We start from the raw sequence: 17,114 nt of genomic DNA on the forward strand, positions 1-17,114 counted from the left end.
AAAAGAAGCAAGACCGCTTCACTGCAAGAATCAAGACAAAATACTTCTATCTCTCTTGTTTCTTTCTTCTTGTCTCTTTCTTCTTGATTCTTTCTTCTTGATTCTTTCTTCTTGATTCTTTCTTCTTGATTCTTTCTTCTTGATTCTTTCTTCTTGATTCTTTCTTCTTGATTCTTACTTGTCCTCCTTATTCAAACTCAATTAATAACTGCCCTTTATCTACCGCATCTCCCGTACTCACCGAAATGGATTTAATCACACCATCACGAGGCGAAAGAAAACTATTCTCCATTTTCATAGCGCCCAAAATGATTAGATTATCATTCTCTTTCACGGCTTGTCCGACAACAACGCTAATTTCCAAAATTAATCCCGGCATAGGCGCTTTGATTGCGTTAACTTGTTTGGTCAATCCAACTTCAAACCCCATTTCCTTAATCAGAATATCTAGTGGATTTGAAATTGCAACAGTATAATTTGTATTGTTTACCTTAACCGTATAGCTTTTATGATTGAAATCCGAAGTGATGATTTCCGCTTTATAAGGTAAGTTTTGATGCAGTACATGAAATTCATTTACTCCCGTAGGTATTGCATCCAGTTGAGAAATACTTTCCTTTTCAAAATCAAAATGGAAAGCATCGTTTACAGTTACTTTGTAATTATCACTCATTCTTGGTCTTTTTAGGGGAGTAAAAGTATGAAAAGAAAACGTTTTCGTAAACAAAAAAACAAATTCTAGACAAAATCGTCCGAAGAGCAACAATTAGGGCGTGCCTCCAGTAGAAAATGGGCCTACTTCACTTTGCGCATATACGGCCCATTCTCTACTGGAGTCGGGCTATCCGCGTTACTTCGGTAACTTGCTATTATCCCTCACGCAAACCCGCTGAACAAGATATTAAGTGGTAAAATCATCATTTATTAGGATTTATGTAGTCGGTATAGTTTTACCACAATCTTATTGCAATCTAACCACGATATTGTCATACCGACGGAAGAGGTATCTCCACAATACACTTGGCAATTTATAAATAGTGCATTCCCATTTACGGTTCTTGCAATACCATTTATAGTTCTTGCAATACCATTTATGGTTCTTGCGATACCATTTATGATTCTTGCGATACCATTTATAGTTCTTGCGATACCATTTACGGTTCTTGCAATACCATTTATAGTTCTTGCGATACCATTTACGGTTCTTGCAATACAATTTATAGTTCTTGCAATACAATTTATAGTTTTTGCAATACCATTTGCGGTTATACCAACCTGATTTACAAATCTAGCTTCCGCGGTAGGAAAAGTTCAATGATTCCTGCAAAAAAAATTTACAATACCAACAGCCCGAATTCCCTTAAGGCATTAACAGGTTTTGAATACCAAAACAACTCAAAATCTTCTAGCTGCTGTTCAAAATCAGTTTTTACTTCCTGGAAAGAATAAGTTTTTGCATTCGAAACTGAGATTTTCTGAAGCATTTCGATAAGCCATTCCCCTTCAGCTTTATTGGTCTGAATAGTGAAGCTTTCTTTTTTGTCGTGAAAAGTCAAAGCCATCATTTCCCAACTATTTCCTTTTTTGGATTTGGTAAATGTTTCAATTGATGGTTTTCCACCCAGCCAAACAATTTTGGCGGTAGGTTTGGTATTAAAATTGGTTTCTTCCTGCAAGGCATCAAAAATAAAATCAGCACCTATTTTTGTCTTCGGAATTTTGAAATCAAACCAATCTTGCAACTCATAGTCAAAACAGATTCCGTGCATAAAGTTGAACAGCGATTTCTTTAGTCCAAAACTAAATTTATCGTGATCGATTCCTGTTGAATCAACAAAATTAATATCATTATTAGCAAATGTCCCTATGGCTTCCGTTTCTTTAACGGCACCAAATTGTTCTGGAAACATTCCCACCGGACTGTGTGCCGTCATAGCAAATTGATGCCAAAATCCCGATTGTAACACTCCCGCTTCAAACAATTGGCGCACCATTTCGAGGCTATCCACTGTTTCTTGTATTGTTTGTGTTGGGTAACCGTACATCAAATAGGCGTGTACCATAATGCCCGCTTCGGTAAAATTCCGAGTAACTTTGGCCACTTGCTCTACCGTTACGCCTTTGTCAATCAGTTTCAATAATCGGTCCGAAGCTACTTCAAGCCCCCCAGAAACAGCAATACACCCAGAAGCTTTGAGTAACAGACACAAATCTTGGGTAAAACTCTTTTCGAATCGAATGTTCGTCCACCACGTGACTGCTAGTTTTCGACGAAGGATTTCGAGTGCCAAAGCTCTCATCAAAGCAGGAGGTGCAGCTTCATCTACATAATGAAAACCGTTTTCTCCAGTTTGAGCAATCATTTCTTCCATTCGGTCGCATAACAAACTCGCCGCAACGGGTTCGTAAACCTTGATGTAATCTAGAGAAATATCGCAAAACGTACATTTCCCCCAGTAACAACCGTGTGCCATCGTGAGTTTATTCCAGCGTCCGTCGCTCCACAATCTATGCATCGGATTCACAATTTCGATAACCGAAATGTATTTATCCAAGAGCAAATCCGAATAATCGGGTGTTCCCACTTGGGATTGTTTATAATCCGGCTTAGCGGAATTATTTTTATAAACCACTTTTCCTTCTTCAAGAAGAAATGTTCGTTTAAAAAATCTTGATTCTTGGTTCTTGGCTTCTGACTCTTCTAAATTAGAAATCAATTCCTCAATTGGCGTTTCACCATCATCCAAAGTGATATAATCAAAAAACTCAAAAACTCGAGCATCCGAAAGTGAACGCAATTCGGTATTCGGGAAACCGCCACCCATCGAAATCTTGATATTCGGATAGTGCTCTTTTACCCATTGTGCAGATCGAAAAGCGGAGTATAAATTTCCAGGAAATGGAACCGAAATCAAGAATAATGTCGGCTGAATCGTTTCTATTCTTTCTTTTAATATAGAAAGCAGAATGTTGTCAATATAAGTTGGCTCTTGTTGGAGAGCTTCATACAATTCATCAAAAGAATTGGCGCTTCTTCCCAATCTTTCCGCATAACGACTGAACCCAAAGTTTTCATCGACACATTCCACTATAAAATCTGAAATATCCTCAAGATACAAAGTTGCCAAATGTTTCGCCTTATCCTGTGTCCCCATCGTTCCAAAAGCCCAATCGAGTTCTTCCAATTGTGCAAATCGAGAAGCTTCCGGCAAGAAATCTTCCTGACAAATCTGGAGTGCCAACGTTGGATTTTTCCCCTGCAAAAATGCAATAACCGAATCTATGGTTTTAATGTATTCGTCCTGTAAAGCTAGAATTCGTTTGCAGTTGTCCGTTGTTGGTTGTTGGCTATTGGATTGAAATAAACTCTTCAGTCCTTCTTTCGAAAACAATTCCAAAATCACCTCAATCCCTAAATCCGCCTGAACCGATTCAATATTTTTAGTATTCAGAAACCCTTTGATATAAGCAGTCGCTGGATAAGGTGTATTCAGTTGAGTAAACGGGGGCGTGATAAGGAAAAGTTTGGTTTTCAAGGGATATTATTTTATGCAAAAATAAGGGATATTTTTAGTTTCTCTCCATAAAAGCGAATTGTAACTTTTCTGTTTTTTAATTTATACAGAAATAAAAATAGAATTAGATACTTTGTAAAGATTTAAATACATTTACAAAATCATTAAAAACCGCCTCTAGTGAACTTAAAATTACTCTTGTTTATAGCATTAATTACCATTTCTTCATTTGCCCAAAATAAAAATAAAACTATTGGTTTTAAAGAGAATAAAGGTCAGATTATTGACCAAAAAGGTAAACCCAACAATGCGGTAAAATATCTGTTGAACTCTGGCGGATTAAATGTTCAGTTGAAAAAAAATGGTTTTTCGTATGATGTTTATGAAGCAAAAAAACATCCTATCAATCATTCTCACGACGAAAAGAAAAAACCTTTACCATTTCCTTCAAAAGACAATGATAAACTTCCCGATTATACTTTAGAATACCAATTTCACAGAATTGACATTGATTTTGTAAATTCAAATCCAAAGGTAGAATTGATTACCGAAGAAAAATCTTTGGACTATGACAATTACTATAATATCCCCAACAAACCTAAAGGAGTTTTGATGGTGCATCAATACAAACAAATAACCTATAAAAACATTTATCCCCACATTGATGTGGTTTTCTCTGTTCCAAAAGACACATTAAAAACCGTAGAATACAATTTTGTGGTTCATCCAAAAGGAAAGATATCGGATATTCAATTAAAATTTAGTGGAGCCCAAACAGAATTGAAGGACAATAAAATCCGAATGACTGTTCGTTTTGGCGAAATGGAGGAAACCCTTCCAGCCAGTTGGACAGAAGATGGTCAAAGTAAAAAAGATATTGCTGTTGGTTATACTAAAATTAAGAAGAATGTTTATGGATTTGCGAGTTCGGGAAATGTTTCTGAGAAAACTTTAATTATTGATCCAGTTCCAACAAGACTTTGGGGAACTTTTTATGGAGATCACACTGGTTCAGCCCAAGTACTAAGTACTTCAAGTATCAGCACAGACTCTTTTGGAAATGCATATGTGGCTGGAAGTACAAATGCTCAAAATTCATCATATGCCACAACAGGGGCGCATCAAACGACACAATCTTCCTCATATTTAAATGGCATTATTGAAAAATTCAGTCCAAATGGAAATCGTTTATGGGGAACTTATTATGGCGGTCAAAATTATTGTGGTATATCTGATATAAAAATAGATTTTCAGGACAATGTGATTGTAACGGGTACAACTCAAGATCCAACTGACATAAGTACAGTAGGATCATACAAGCAAACTTTAGGAGGTTATCAAGACGCTTTTTTGGCAAAATTTAATAGCTCTGGCGTTAGGTTATGGGCAACTTATTTTGGTGGCGAAGATCAGGATTTGGGTTTTGCAGTTGATGTAGACATTAGTAACAACATTTACTTGATTGGCCAGACTGCTAGTACAACAGGAATTGCAATAAACAGCAAATTCCAAACACACCTAAATCTAGACCCAAATTTTTCTAATTCTGTCGATGGATTTCTAACTAAATTTGGATCTACAGGTAATTTAATTTGGAGTACTTATGTCGGAGGGGAAACTAGTGATATACTTAATGATATAGCAGTAAAAAATAATTTCTTGGTTATTGGCGGCACAACATATAGTTTCAACAATATTTCTACCCCAGGAGTTTTTCAGGAATTACATGACCCAATTACTCATCCCGATGGAGTTGTATACAAATTTTCACTAGATGGAGAAAGAACATGGGCAACCTATTACGGAGGTGAGCAAATTGAAGATATATATGCAATTGAAATTGATGATGAAGACAACATTTATATAGGTGGTGAAACTGCGAGTAATAATAATATAACTACGCCTGACAGCTTTGAAAGTAGTAATCCTTTTTCATACAAAGGTTTTTTGGCCAAATTAAATACCAATGGAAAAAGAATCTGGGGTACTTATATCGGACAAGCCCATATTTATTCTATTGTTTTTAGAAACAATTCAATATATCTTGGTGCTACAAATTTTGGGTTTTCTTATGCAAAATTAACAACTCCATGTTCCTATAGATCAAACAAACATTTTGAAAGATATATTGCTAAGTTTTCCAAAGACGCAGATTTTATTTGGGGAACAGATATTGGAGGAGATTCTATGGATAGTCCAACAAAAATAGCATTAGACCAAAACAATAACATATTTGCAAGTAGTATATCAAGTGAAAATAACGGTATTGCGGATGCGAGTTCATATCAATCAAACGTTCTTGGATTTCATAATTATTTTCTAATGAAATTTGAAGAATCGGTTATGCTTGGCATACCTAAGATAGAAAGCAACTCTCCAGTCTGTATTGGCAAAACATTAGAACTAAAAGCATCAGGAGGAACCAATCATTTATGGACCGGTCCAAACGGATTTACATCAACAGATCAAAATCCAACAATTTCAAATACAACAACAGCCAATAGTGGAGAATATAGCTGCTTAATTACTGGAACTGGTGGTTGTGATGATACAAAAAAAATTGATGTAATTATTGGAGACATAGAAGCACCTGTACCTCATATATCCAATCTTCAAACCATAACAGGAGATTGTCACTCCTTAATAACAACAATCCCAACCGCCACAGACGCTTGTGCAGGATCAATTACAGCTACTACCTCAAACCCGCTTTCTTATAGTTTGCCAGGAACTTACACTGTAATTTGGGATTATAATGATGGGAATGGAAATATCTCGCATCAGAACCAAACTGTTACCATTAGCAATCAGCCATTTCCAACAGCTACTTCCCCCCAACCTTTCTGCATTCAACAAAATGCAACTATAAATGATATTGCCATAACAGGCCAAAACGTAAAATGGTATGATGTAATAACCTTTGGAAACCTTTTATTAAATACAACTCCTCTTCAAAACGGCTTCACTTATTATGCTTCGCAAACTATAAATGGATGTGAAAGCGAAAGAATTCCTGTTGTCGTTAACATTCAAAATACACTTCCTCCAACAGGAGTTGCAACCCAAAGCTTTTGCACCAGTCAGAATCCTACTTTGAGTACTATTGTAGTTGTTGGATCATCCATAAAATGGTATGACAGCTCAACTCTTGGTAATCTATTGACAGATACGACACCTTTAGTCGATGGCAAAACCTATTACGCTTCACAAACCGAAAATAATTGTGAAAGCACCAATAGGTTGGCAGTAACCGTTCCTTTGATCAGCTCTTTGCCTTCGAATGACTATGACCTTTCTATTTGTGATGACTTAAATGATGATAAAGAATACGTAAAATTGGAAGACTTTAATTCTTTTTTAATTTCAAATACGCCCAACTATAGTTTCAGCTATTACAAATCGCTGCCGGATGCAGAAAATGAATTGACTGCTAATAAAATAACCGCTGTTTCCAATTATAAATTAGCATTGGGAGAAAATAAAATTTACGTTCGAATCAATTCCAATACACCTTGCTACGCGATAGCTGTTTTGAAAATCACTCTTTTACCAAAACCAATTATCCCTATCCAAGACATTGTACCTATTTGTGAGAACAAAAGTATTTTGATAGATGCTGGTTCGGGTGCCGACAGTTATTTATGGTCTAATGGTAAAGCTACTCAAACCATTACCATTGACAATCCTGGAGATTTATCAGTGATTGTTACTAAAAATTACAATACTGTTTCTTGTTTCAGTTATAAAAAATTTACCGTAAAAACATCCAATATTGCAAAAATAACTTCAATAGAAACCCAAGACTGGACAGACAATGACAACACAATTACTGTGTTTGTAACCGGATCTGGGGATTTTGAATATTCAATTGACGGTACTAATTACCAAAACAGTAACCAGTTTTCGGGTGTAAACAGTGGCGAATACACAGTACAGGTAAGGGACAAAAATGGTTGTGGCATAGCAACCGAGGAAGTCTATTTATTAATGTATCCTAAGTTTTTTACGCCTAACGGAGATGGCTTTAACGACACCTGGAAAATCAAATCTTCGGATAGTGAAAAGGATTTAATCCTAAAAATATTCGACCGTTTTGGAAAACTACTAAAAGAACTTGATTCCAGTTCCAATGATTGGGACGGAACTTATATTGGTCAAACTCTCCCCGCTACCGATTATTGGTTTGTAGCTACTCGAAAAAACGGTAAAGAATACAAAGGTCATTTTAGCTTAAAAAGATAAAAACATATACTTTAAAAAAAAGCCAATTATTGGGCTTTTTAAATAACTATGAGAGCAAAATACTAATATATAAATCAAAAGAGCTGCAAAACGATTTTGCAACTCTTTAGTAAACGGTATAACTATTTATTTAGAATTTGTGTTCTTTCTTACTGATTGCCAATAAAGAAAATAACGAAATACAAGCCGCTATAGTAAGATAGAAACCGACGTAGGTCAAACTATAAGTTGATGCTAGCCAAATGGCAATCATAGGCGCAAAAGCAGCTCCAATAATTCCCGCCAAATTAAAGGTCAGCGAAGCTCCTGAATAACGAACGTTGGTAGGAAATAATTCAGACAAAAATGTTCCTAAAGGTCCGTAAGTAAAACCCATCAAAGCCATTCCTGTACACAAAAAGAAAGTTACCATTAATGAACTTCCAGAATTTAGAAAGTGTGAAAAGAAAAAACCAAAAATTGCAATAACTGTCGTAGCAATAATCAATATTTTCCGGCGTCCAATTTTATCGGCAACAACGGCTGAAATTGGAATAAACAAAGCAAAAAACAATACTGAAAACAACTGAATCAGCAAGAAATCTCTTTTCTCGTAACCCAAATCGGATGTAGCCCAGCTTAATGTAAATACTGTCATTAAATAAAACACCAAGAAAGTGGTTATAGAAGCCAATGTTCCGAAAAGCAATTGATTTTTGTACGATTTAACCAAAGTAAGAAAAGGAATTTTAACTTCTTCCTGTTCTTTTTTTGAATTTTCAAAAGAAGGAGTTTCGGCAATTTTAGTTCGGATATAAAAACCAACCACAACTAGAAGTGAACTGGCAATAAAAGGAATTCTCCATCCATAATCCATAAAATCCTGATTACTCATAGAGTCAGTTAACAACAAGAAAGTTCCTCCCGAAAGCAGCAATCCAATTGGCGCACCCAATTGCGGAAACATTCCATACCAAGCGCGTTTGTTGGGCGGTGCATTTTCGATCGCCAATAAAACAGCTCCACCCCACTCGCCGCCGAGACCAACTCCTTGTCCAAATCGGCACAACATTAATAACAAAGGAGCTGCAACACCAATACTGGCATAACTTGGTAAAAAACCAATGGTCACAGTCGAAATCCCCATAGTTAACAAGGCAGCCACTAAAGTAAATTTACGGCCAATTTTGTCTCCGTAATGTCCAAAAAATGCAGAACCCAAAGGGCGGGATAAGAAAGCGATAGAAAAAGTTGCCAACGATTGTAAAGTTGCCATCGTTGCATCTGAACCCGGAAAAAATAATTGAGGAAAAACCAATACAGCGGCATTGGCATAAATATAAAAATCGAAAAACTCAATCGTGGTGCCTATTAAACTCCCGAAAAGTATGTGTTTGAGAGAATTTACTTTGGCTGGTTTAGTTGTTTCTTGCATGTGAATTTTAAGTTGTTAAACTAATGGTTGATTTTAATTTTCGAAAATAACTAAGATTTTGTTCCAATATTTTTTGGTAATTTAGCATCAAATAAACTTAAATATGCCAACCGACTGCATCAGCTACCAAAACTCTGGATATTTCTCTCCTTTGATGAATGATTATTTAAACCAAAAAGAGCCTACACAGCAGTTTTACAATCGATTCCCAAATCTTGAAAATTTCGAAGAACAAATAAAGGAAAAAAAAGAAAATTTCAACGGTAGCGGCAATAACAATTTCAACACAAAAAGAGCCGTTTTAGTTACGGTTCTGAAAAACCACTATTCAAATATTCCCACATCGGATCTGACGAAACAAAATATTGAAGCTTTGGCCAGTGCCGATACTTTCACTGTTACTACAGGACATCAGCTTAATTTATTTTCAGGGCCATTGTACTTTTTGTATAAAATTATTTCGACCATTAATTTGACCAAAGAACTAAAAATTAAATATCCAAATTATAATTTTGTTCCCGTGTATTGGATGGCAACCGAGGATCATGATTTTGAAGAAATCAATTATTTCAGTTTCAAAGGAAAAAAATTTCACTGGAACAGGGAAAGTACTGGACCTGTCGGAAGATTGTCCACCGAAGGATTAGATGATTTTCTTGAAATATTTGCACTTGAAATAGGTTCCAGTACCAATGCCAATACGATTAAAAAACTTTTTGAAGATTCCTATCTCAAACACGACAACTTAGCCGATGCAACGAGATATTTGGCCAATGCTCTTTTTGGAGCAGCAGGTTTAGTTATTTTGGATGCAGATAATCAAGATTTGAAACGCAGTTTTATACCCTATATTAAAGACGAATTGCTACACCAATCTTCTTTCAAAGCTGTTGCTGAAACTGTAGCGAAAATGAAGGATTATTTCGTCCAAGTGAATCCGCGCGAAATCAATTTATTCTATATTGAAGATAATTTACGCGAACGAATTATTCTTGAGAACGGAATTTACAAAGTTAATCACACGAAAATTGAATTTACCAAAACTGAAATTCTCGAGTTATTAGAAAACAATCCAGAAAAATTTAGTCCCAATGTTATTATGCGTCCGCTTTACCAAGAAATTATTTTACCAAATTTATGCTACATTGGCGGAGGTGGAGAAATTGCATATTGGCTCGAATTAAAATCTTTTTTCGCTTCCGCAAAAGTCACTTTCCCAATATTGTTATTGAGAAACTCGGCTCTTTTGGCAACAGAAAAACAAAGCAAAAAAGCGGATAAACTAAACCTATCTTGGGCTGATTTATTTTCAAAACAAACTTCTCTAGTAAATCGGATAACCCAAAAACTATCGGATTTCCCGATTGATTTCTCCGAACAAAAAGAAGCTTTAAAAAAACAATTTAAGAAACTTCTAGAATTGGCCAATCAAACTGATAAATCTTTCTTAGGTGCGGTAAAAGCTCAGGAAGTAAAACAAACCAAAGGATTGGAAAATTTAGAAAAAAGACTACTCATTGCCCAAAAAAGAAAATATCACGATGAATTGCAACGCATCATCGAATTGCAAAATGAATTGTTTCCCAATCAAAGTTTACAAGAAAGACAAACTAATTTCTCGGAATTTTATTTGGAAAATGGAGAGCGTTTGATTACGCAAATAATGAGCCAACTAAAACCATTGGAACAAAATTTTAATATAATAACTTTTTAAGATGCTGAGTCACTGAGACTCTAAGTTGCTAAGATTAAAAAACAGAGAATCTCAGCAACTTAGAATCTTAAAACCAAAAAAAACTTAAAAACTCAGCATCACAGCAACTTACTAACTTAAAAAAAAATGACCAAAGACCGCCTTATTTCGCTTGATGTATTTAGAGGATTGACTATTTTATTAATGACCATTGTCAACAATCCAGGGAGCTGGGCAACCGTTTATCCTCCTTTACTTCACTCCGAATGGCACGGTTGCACTCCAACAGACTTAGTTTTTCCATTCTTTATTTTCATCATGGGAGTAGCGATTTCTTTTGCCATGCCAACCAAAAGCTATGACAGTAGCACCTTCAACAAAATCCTAACACGTTCGTTGCGAATGATTTGTTTGGGAATATTTTTTAACTTTTTCGGAAAAATACAACTCTTCGGATTGCATGGTATTCCATTAGTAATTGGACGTTTAATTATAACTGCAGCAGTAGGCTATGCATTGATGGGAAATTTCAATGCAAAACTAAAAACCTATTTGGCTGTTTCAATTTTTGCAATTTATTTAATCTTAGCCTATAGCGGTATCGAAGCATACAAAATCGTAAGACTTCCGGGAGTATTGCAACGCATCGGAATTGTCTATTTCATTGCTTCTCTTTTGTATCTAAAAACGAATCAAAAAACACAATTATTCTTAGCTATCGGAATACTGCTAGGTTATTGGGCAATCATGACGCTTGTTCCTGCCCCAGGATTCGAAATAACAAACCTCGAAAAAGGAACAAACTTAGCCGCTTGGGTAGATAGCATTTTCTTAAAAGGCCACATGTGGGAAGCAACCAATACTTGGGATCCTGAAGGAATACTAAGTACGATTCCTGCAATTGCTACAGGAATTATCGGATTATTAATTGGTCAATTGCTCAACAGCTCATTATTAAAAATCGAAAAAGCAAAAAAAATGGCAATTATCGGATTTGTGCTTATCGTTTTGGGTCAGTTGTGGAATATCGTTTTCCCAATAAACAAAGCGCTTTGGACAAGCTCTTTCGTGGTTTACACTGCAGGTTTGGCAACACTGGTCTTGGCTATTTTATACTATATCATTGATATTGCCGATTATAAAAAAGGTACAAAATTGTTCTTGGTTTGGGGAGTCAATCCAATGATTGTATTTTTCCTGTCCGAAATCATTCCGCAAGCAATGGTAATGATTTCGTTTCCGAATCCAAAAACACTAACAGAACAAATCAATCTTTTAGATTATCTATATGTTGCAGGAGTACAACCTTTTTTCAATAATCCAATGACCGCTTCATTAGTGTTCGCACTGCTTTATGTAGGTTTATGGTCTATTCCTTTGGCTTATTTCTACAAAAAGAAAATGTACTTTAAAGTTTAAAAAACAAAAATACCTCAGTAATAACAGATTTTCGCCATTAAATTGATGATTTGCTAAAATCATTCAATAAAAAAAGTATATTTTTGCACAAAATTTTAAAACACAGAAAAATGGCAACTAATAGAACTTTTACAATGATTAAGCCAGATGCAGTTCAAAACGGGCACATCGGAAATATATTGGCAATGATTACAAACGGTGGTTTCAAAATCGTTTCTTTGAAATTAACGCAATTAACAGTTGCAGATGCTCAAGCATTTTACGCTGTACACGCTGCAAGACCTTTCTACGGAGAATTGGTAGAATTTATGTCTCGTGGCCCAATCGTTGCTGCTATTTTAGAAAAAGAAAATGCGGTTGAAGATTTCAGAACTTTAATTGGTGCTACAAACCCAGCTGAAGCTGCTGAAGGAACTATCCGTAAAGCATATGCAACTTCAATCGGAGAAAATGCAGTTCACGGTTCTGATAGCGACGAAAATGCTGCTATCGAAGGTACGTTCCACTTTGCAGGAAGAGAGCAATTCTAGTATTCAGATTGCAGATTGCAGATTGCAGATTGCAGATTGCAGATTGCAGATTGCAGATTGCAGATTGCAGATTGCAGATTGCAGATTGCAGATTATATAAAAAAATCCCATTCGTACGAATGGGATTTTTTTATATTTTAAAAATTCTGCCCTCTTTATTTAGTCTTCTGAGTTCTGCTATCTGAGAATCACATCCCTCACCACATCTCTACGCAATTCCTCATTAATCATTTTAATAATCTTGGATTTACCGTGGCTCAATTCTTCGCGCAAAACCGCCGATGTCAACTGAACATACAAAGTAGAACCTTTCAAAACCACATTATTGGTATAACTGTTCACACCATTCCCCATCAAATTTCGCCAAGCATCTTTCACATCAATCTCATCCATACCAGATTGCAACTTATTGACCTCAATAATTTGCTTCAAAACGTCCCCTATCGAACTTTGATTATTTAGTCTTTTTGCCATAGTCATCTAGATTTATTGGTCCCGCTTTTTTATAATGATATTCTTTTTTCTCTGCATTCAAAACCACCAATTCTTTATCTGTCAAAGCCAGTATTTCCTCGCTCCATTTCATATAAGGAGTACTATAATCCAAAAAAGTCTGGTCATCTGCAAACCTGATTTTTACATTCTCAAATGTATCATTCACCAAAAAAGTTCCATCCAATTGAGGCATCACTTTCTTGCGAATCCCCTCATTATTTTTGTCAATTTTAAAATAATCAAACGATTCATTCACTCCATATTGCTTCTCTTTTCCATCCTCCAAAACCACTTTTTCAATCTCCCAATACCCATTAATTTTGGCAACATCAGCAGGAGTTAATTTTTGCTTGCATCCCACAAATAAAAGGGTAATCAACAAAACACCAAATATTTTTTTCATATAATAATTTCTTTTTTTTAAGGAGCTATTTCCTGCTATTCGTTTCAATCTTATGAATCTCGTTAGAAAAAACGAGACTCATAAGGATTTCCACTGCTATCAGGGCTAGGCCATCCTATTAATCAACATCTAAAGTTAATGCGACAAAGTTAAACTTTAAAAATCCAAAGAAAATAAAAATTTCACCTGCTCATTAAACTTATTTTGATATTTTTGGTCTTACCCAAAACCAACCTCCGCAACCATGTCAAAATCAATACTATTACTTGTATTTGCCTTTTCTTGCATTAATTGTTCTTCCGATAATTCAGAACCAACACCCACTCCAGCAGAAACCTTATATTTCCCGCCTCTAACTGGGACAACTTGGGAAACCAAATCCATAGAAAGCCTTGGATGGAAAACATCTGCCGTACAACCCTTATTGGATTACTTAGAACTCAAACACTCCAAAGGCTTCATCATCCTTATCAACGGACGCATAGTAATGGAAAATTATTTTAATGGTCACGATGCCACAGCCAATTGGTATTGGGCAAGTGCCGGCAAAACATTAACGGCTACTATGACGGGAATCGCAGAACAGGAAAACCTCATCAACATCAGCAACAAAGTGTCTCAATATATAGGAACAGGCTGGACAAGTGTGCCTCTCGCCAAAGAGAATCTCATTACCTGCAAGCATTTATTGACCATGACATCTGGCTTAGACGACTCCACCGATGATGTTTCTCCAGCAGCCCTGACCTACATCACCGATGCTGGAACCCGTTGGGCATATCACAATGTATATGTGAAATTGCAAGATGTCATTGCACAAGCGAGCGGTCAATCCTGGAATAGTTATTTCAATACCAAATTAAGAGACAAAATTGGAATGAATGGCGCTTGGTTTACATCTGGCAACAATATTGTTTACAGCAGTACCACAAGAAGTATGGCACGTTTTGGACTATTGATGTTCAATAAGGGGAAATGGGAAAACAATGTAATTCTGAACGAAAGCTACTTCAACGAAGCAACTAACACTTCGCAAAACATCAATTTAGGTTATGGCTATTTATGGTGGCTGAACGGAAAATCCAATTATCATTTACCACAATCACAAGCTACTTTTCAAGGAAGCATTATACCCACAGCTCCAAACGATATGTTTATGGCTTTGGGCAAAAACGATCAAAAAATCTATGTGGTTCCGAGCAAAAAAATGGTTATCATCCGAATGGGAGATGCCGCAGATAATGTAAATCTAGCCCTATCCGATTTTGATGAAACACTATGGTCAAAAATTAATGCTTTGTATCAGTAGAATCAACGTTCTATTTATTTCGAACCCTTTTGATTACACCCAAAACAAAGAAAATTACACCAATTATCAATAAGACATAATACAATGACACGCTCTTGTCTCTGAACACATTAGCCAAAACAAATGCAATGATACTTACAAAGTAAAAATAGATAGGATTATAATTTTTCATAAAACTCCTGAGCACAATTATTTAAAAAAACTATCTACAAACTCGTATTTATTGAAAACCTGCAAATCTTCAATTCCTTCACCAACACCAATGTATTTAACAGGAATTTGAAATTGGTCTGAAATACCAATAACGACACCACCTTTTGCAGTACCATCTAATTTAGTTACTGCTAAACACGAAACCTCTGTAGCAGCAGTAAATTGTTTGGCTTGTTCAAAAGCATTTTGTCCTGTAGATCCATCCAAAACTAGCATTACATCATGCGGGGCATCGCCAACCACTTTTTGCATCACTCGCTTTACTTTTGAAAGTTCGTTCATCAAGTTGATTTTATTGTGCAAACGACCTGCCGTATCAATAATAACAACATCGGCATTTTGAGCCACCGCCGACTGTAATGTATCAAAAGCTACAGAAGCAGGATCACTTCCCATTTCTTGACGAACAATAGGCACGCCTACTCTATCAGCCCAAATTTGCAATTGGTCAATAGCTGCCGCACGAAAAGTATCCGCGGCTCCAAGTACCACTTTAAAACCTGCTTTTTTAAATTGATAAGCTAGTTTTCCAATGGTTGTAGTTTTACCCACGCCATTTACTCCAACCACCATCAAAACGTAAGGTTTGGTATTTACTGGAATAGTAAATTCGGTTGCTTCACCAGTATTGGTTTCAGATAATAATCCCGCGATTTCGTCTCTCAAAATTTGATTGAGTTCATCAGTTCCAAGGTATTTATCTGCCTCTACTCTTTTTTCAATTCGGGTAATAATTTTAAGGGTTGTATCAACTCCCACATCCGAAGAAACGAGAATTTCTTCTAAATTATCCAAAACATCATCATCTACTTTTGATTTTCCGGCAACCGCTTTGGTTAACTTGGAAAAAAATGAAGTTTTTGTTTTTTCTAAACCTTTATCTAATGTTTCTTTTGCCTCTTGACTTAGGCTCGAGTCTTTTTTCTCTGAGGAGAATATTTTTTTAAAAAAGCTCATGGAGTTTTATGATTTGGAATTTACATTTGTCAACTTAAACAAGAAAAATCAATTAAAAACAATTTAATTTATTTTTAAAGAAATTCTCAAAAAAGTCTTTTAATTTCAAGGTGTAAATATAGAAAATAAAAAAGCTACTTCCGAATGAAAGTAGCTTTTCTATAAAATGTAATAGTTAATTATTTCTTTTTCAAGAATTCATCAACTTCTTCAGGAGCCATAATAGATTCAACGAATGTATATGCTCCACTTATTGGAGATTTCACCATTTTGATGGCTTTTGATAATCTCTTAGAAGATGTTTGTAACGATGCTACGGTTTTCTTTGCCATGATTCAAATGTTATTTGAAATTTAATAAAATCCCCAAATGTGACCATTTGAGATTTTAAAAAAAATCTCTATTATTATTTAATTTCTTTGTGAACAGTAACTCTTTTCAAGATTGGATTAAATTTTTTAATCTCTAATCTGTCTGGAGTATTTTTTTTGTTCTTTGTAGTTATGTATCTTGAAGTACCAGCAACACCTGACGTTTTGTGTTCAGTACATTCTAAAATTACCTGGATTCTATTCCCTTTCTTTGCCATCTTGCTATTTTTTTATTTTGGAAAAGATTATTTAATAAATCCTTCTGACTGCGCTTTTTTCAAAACTGCAGCGATTCCATTTTTATTAATTGTTTTTATCGTAGATGCTGCTACTCTAAGAGTAATCCATCTATCTTCTTCTGGAAGATAAAAACGCTTTTTAACTAAGTTTACAGAAAATTTTCTCTTAGTTTTGTTCATAGCGTGAGAAACGTTATTTCCTACCATCGCTCTTTTACCTGTAAGGTCACAAACTCTTGACATTATACTTATCTTTTATCGTTATTCAAAATCAGGGTGCAAAGAAAAGAAAAATAAACCTATAAACCAAAATA

15 protein-coding genes are annotated in these 17,114 nt (G+C 35.5%); 6 read left to right on the plus strand and 9 right to left on the minus strand.

All coding sequences use genetic code 11. The annotated features are described in order from the left end of the window. Window positions 1-187 precede the first annotated feature (187 nt). Entirely contained in the window at window positions 188-673 is a 486-nt protein-coding gene (locus DOS84_RS04960; RefSeq protein WP_111408999.1) for an acyl-CoA carboxylase biotin carboxyl carrier protein subunit, read from the minus strand. Window positions 674-964: 291 nt separating this feature from the next. Here DOS84_RS04960 and DOS84_RS04965 point away from each other — a divergent pair, with 291 nt between their 5' ends. Next, on the plus strand, window positions 965-1,279 hold the full coding sequence (locus tag DOS84_RS04965; protein ID WP_111409000.1) for a hypothetical protein: 315 nt from the start codon (window positions 965-967) through the stop codon (window positions 1,277-1,279). Window positions 1,280-1,334: 55 nt separating this feature from the next. Here the strand turns inward: DOS84_RS04965 and DOS84_RS04970 are convergent, their stop codons facing one another. After that, a complete protein-coding gene (locus DOS84_RS04970; protein ID WP_111409001.1) occupies window positions 1,335-3,536 on the minus strand; it encodes a B12-binding domain-containing radical SAM protein in 2,202 nt (733 codons plus the stop codon). Between the two features lie 159 nt (window positions 3,537-3,695). Between DOS84_RS04970 and DOS84_RS04975 the strand changes: the two genes are divergently transcribed. Further along, the gene (locus DOS84_RS04975) at window positions 3,696-7,757 is read left to right on the plus strand and encodes a DUF7948 domain-containing protein (protein ID WP_111409002.1); all 4,062 of its coding nucleotides are present in this window, start codon (window positions 3,696-3,698) and stop codon (window positions 7,755-7,757) included. 130 nt (window positions 7,758-7,887) lie between these two features. Here DOS84_RS04975 and DOS84_RS04980 read toward each other — a convergent pair whose 3' ends face one another. Beyond that, window positions 7,888-9,171, minus strand: a complete 1,284-nt coding sequence (locus tag DOS84_RS04980) for an MFS transporter (protein WP_111409003.1) — start codon at window positions 9,169-9,171, stop codon at window positions 7,888-7,890. Between the two features lie 103 nt (window positions 9,172-9,274). On the opposite strand from DOS84_RS04980, the gene bshC reads away from it, so the two are divergent. The 3 genes from bshC to DOS84_RS04995 all read left to right on the plus strand — a co-directional run bounded on the left by bshC (window position 9,275) and on the right by DOS84_RS04995 (window position 12,813). Next, a complete protein-coding gene (gene bshC, locus DOS84_RS04985) occupies window positions 9,275-10,885 on the plus strand; it encodes a bacillithiol biosynthesis cysteine-adding enzyme BshC (RefSeq protein ID WP_111409004.1) in 1,611 nt (536 codons plus the stop codon). 126 nt (window positions 10,886-11,011) lie between these two features. After that, entirely contained in the window at window positions 11,012-12,283 is a 1,272-nt protein-coding gene (locus DOS84_RS04990) for an acyltransferase family protein (protein WP_111409005.1), read from the plus strand. Window positions 12,284-12,393: 110 nt separating this feature from the next. Then, window positions 12,394-12,813: a nucleoside-diphosphate kinase gene (locus DOS84_RS04995; protein ID WP_111409006.1), complete on the plus strand. Its 420-nt coding sequence runs from the start codon at window positions 12,394-12,396 to the stop codon at window positions 12,811-12,813. A gap of 177 nt (window positions 12,814-12,990) precedes the next feature. Here the strand turns inward: DOS84_RS04995 and DOS84_RS05000 are convergent, their stop codons facing one another. Further along, window positions 12,991-13,287, minus strand: coding sequence for a DciA family protein (locus DOS84_RS05000; RefSeq protein ID WP_111409007.1), 297 nt, complete (start codon window positions 13,285-13,287; stop codon window positions 12,991-12,993). Continuing rightward, window positions 13,268-13,711 (minus strand): hypothetical protein, encoded by a 444-nt coding sequence (locus DOS84_RS05005; protein WP_111409082.1) that lies wholly within the window; start codon window positions 13,709-13,711, stop codon window positions 13,268-13,270. The genes DOS84_RS05000 and DOS84_RS05005 overlap by 20 nt, the downstream gene beginning before the upstream one ends. A 244-nt stretch (window positions 13,712-13,955) precedes the next feature. Between DOS84_RS05005 and DOS84_RS05010 the strand changes: the two genes are divergently transcribed. Next, window positions 13,956-15,020 (plus strand): serine hydrolase domain-containing protein, encoded by a 1,065-nt coding sequence (locus DOS84_RS05010; RefSeq protein ID WP_111409008.1) that lies wholly within the window; start codon window positions 13,956-13,958, stop codon window positions 15,018-15,020. A gap of 189 nt (window positions 15,021-15,209) precedes the next feature. Here the strand turns inward: DOS84_RS05010 and ftsY are convergent, their stop codons facing one another. The 4 genes from ftsY to rpmB all read right to left on the minus strand — a co-directional run bounded on the left by ftsY (window position 15,210) and on the right by rpmB (window position 17,043). Then, complete coding sequence (ftsY, locus tag DOS84_RS05015; RefSeq protein WP_111409009.1) at window positions 15,210-16,190, minus strand: signal recognition particle-docking protein FtsY; 981 nt, start codon at window positions 16,188-16,190, stop codon at window positions 15,210-15,212. Between the two features lie 179 nt (window positions 16,191-16,369). Continuing rightward, window positions 16,370-16,522 carry a DUF4295 domain-containing protein gene (locus DOS84_RS05020; protein ID WP_111409010.1) on the minus strand — a complete coding sequence of 51 codons (153 nt, stop codon included), beginning with the start codon at window positions 16,520-16,522 and terminating at the stop codon, window positions 16,370-16,372. A 74-nt stretch (window positions 16,523-16,596) separates the two neighbouring features. Next, window positions 16,597-16,779, minus strand: a complete 183-nt coding sequence (rpmG, locus tag DOS84_RS05025; RefSeq protein ID WP_017495179.1) for a 50S ribosomal protein L33 — start codon at window positions 16,777-16,779, stop codon at window positions 16,597-16,599. 27 nt (window positions 16,780-16,806) lie between these two features. After that, window positions 16,807-17,043 carry a 50S ribosomal protein L28 gene (gene rpmB, locus DOS84_RS05030; RefSeq protein WP_024980263.1) on the minus strand — a complete coding sequence of 79 codons (237 nt, stop codon included), beginning with the start codon at window positions 17,041-17,043 and terminating at the stop codon, window positions 16,807-16,809. Window positions 17,044-17,114: the final 71 nt, after the last annotated feature.

It is taken from the genome of Flavobacterium aquariorum (assembly GCF_003254745.1).
In the GTDB taxonomy this organism is placed as follows: Bacteria; Bacteroidota; Bacteroidia; order Flavobacteriales; family Flavobacteriaceae; genus Flavobacterium; species Flavobacterium aquariorum.

Excerpts from the sequence above, each read along its gene's own strand:
- rpmB (WP_024980263.1), bottom strand. The coding sequence starts at position 17,043 with ATGTCAAGAGTTTGTGACCTTACAGGTAAAAGAGCGATGGTAGGAAAT.
- ftsY (WP_111409009.1), bottom strand. The coding sequence starts at position 16,190 with ATGAGCTTTTTTAAAAAAATATTCTCCTCAGAGAAAAAAGACTCGAGC.
- DOS84_RS04960 (WP_111408999.1), bottom strand. The coding sequence starts at position 673 with ATGAGTGATAATTACAAAGTAACTGTAAACGATGCTTTCCATTTTGAT.
- rpmG (WP_017495179.1), bottom strand. The coding sequence starts at position 16,779 with ATGGCAAAGAAAGGGAATAGAATCCAGGTAATTTTAGAATGTACTGAA.
- bshC (WP_111409004.1), top strand. The coding sequence starts at position 9,275 with ATGCCAACCGACTGCATCAGCTACCAAAACTCTGGATATTTCTCTCCT.
- DOS84_RS04980 (WP_111409003.1), bottom strand. The coding sequence starts at position 9,171 with ATGCAAGAAACAACTAAACCAGCCAAAGTAAATTCTCTCAAACACATA.
- DOS84_RS05005 (WP_111409082.1), bottom strand. The coding sequence starts at position 13,711 with ATGAAAAAAATATTTGGTGTTTTGTTGATTACCCTTTTATTTGTGGGA.
- DOS84_RS04990 (WP_111409005.1), top strand. The coding sequence starts at position 11,012 with ATGACCAAAGACCGCCTTATTTCGCTTGATGTATTTAGAGGATTGACT.
- DOS84_RS05010 (WP_111409008.1), top strand. The coding sequence starts at position 13,956 with ATGTCAAAATCAATACTATTACTTGTATTTGCCTTTTCTTGCATTAAT.
- DOS84_RS04995 (WP_111409006.1), top strand. The coding sequence starts at position 12,394 with ATGGCAACTAATAGAACTTTTACAATGATTAAGCCAGATGCAGTTCAA.
- DOS84_RS05000 (WP_111409007.1), bottom strand. The coding sequence starts at position 13,287 with ATGGCAAAAAGACTAAATAATCAAAGTTCGATAGGGGACGTTTTGAAG.
- DOS84_RS05020 (WP_111409010.1), bottom strand. The coding sequence starts at position 16,522 with ATGGCAAAGAAAACCGTAGCATCGTTACAAACATCTTCTAAGAGATTA.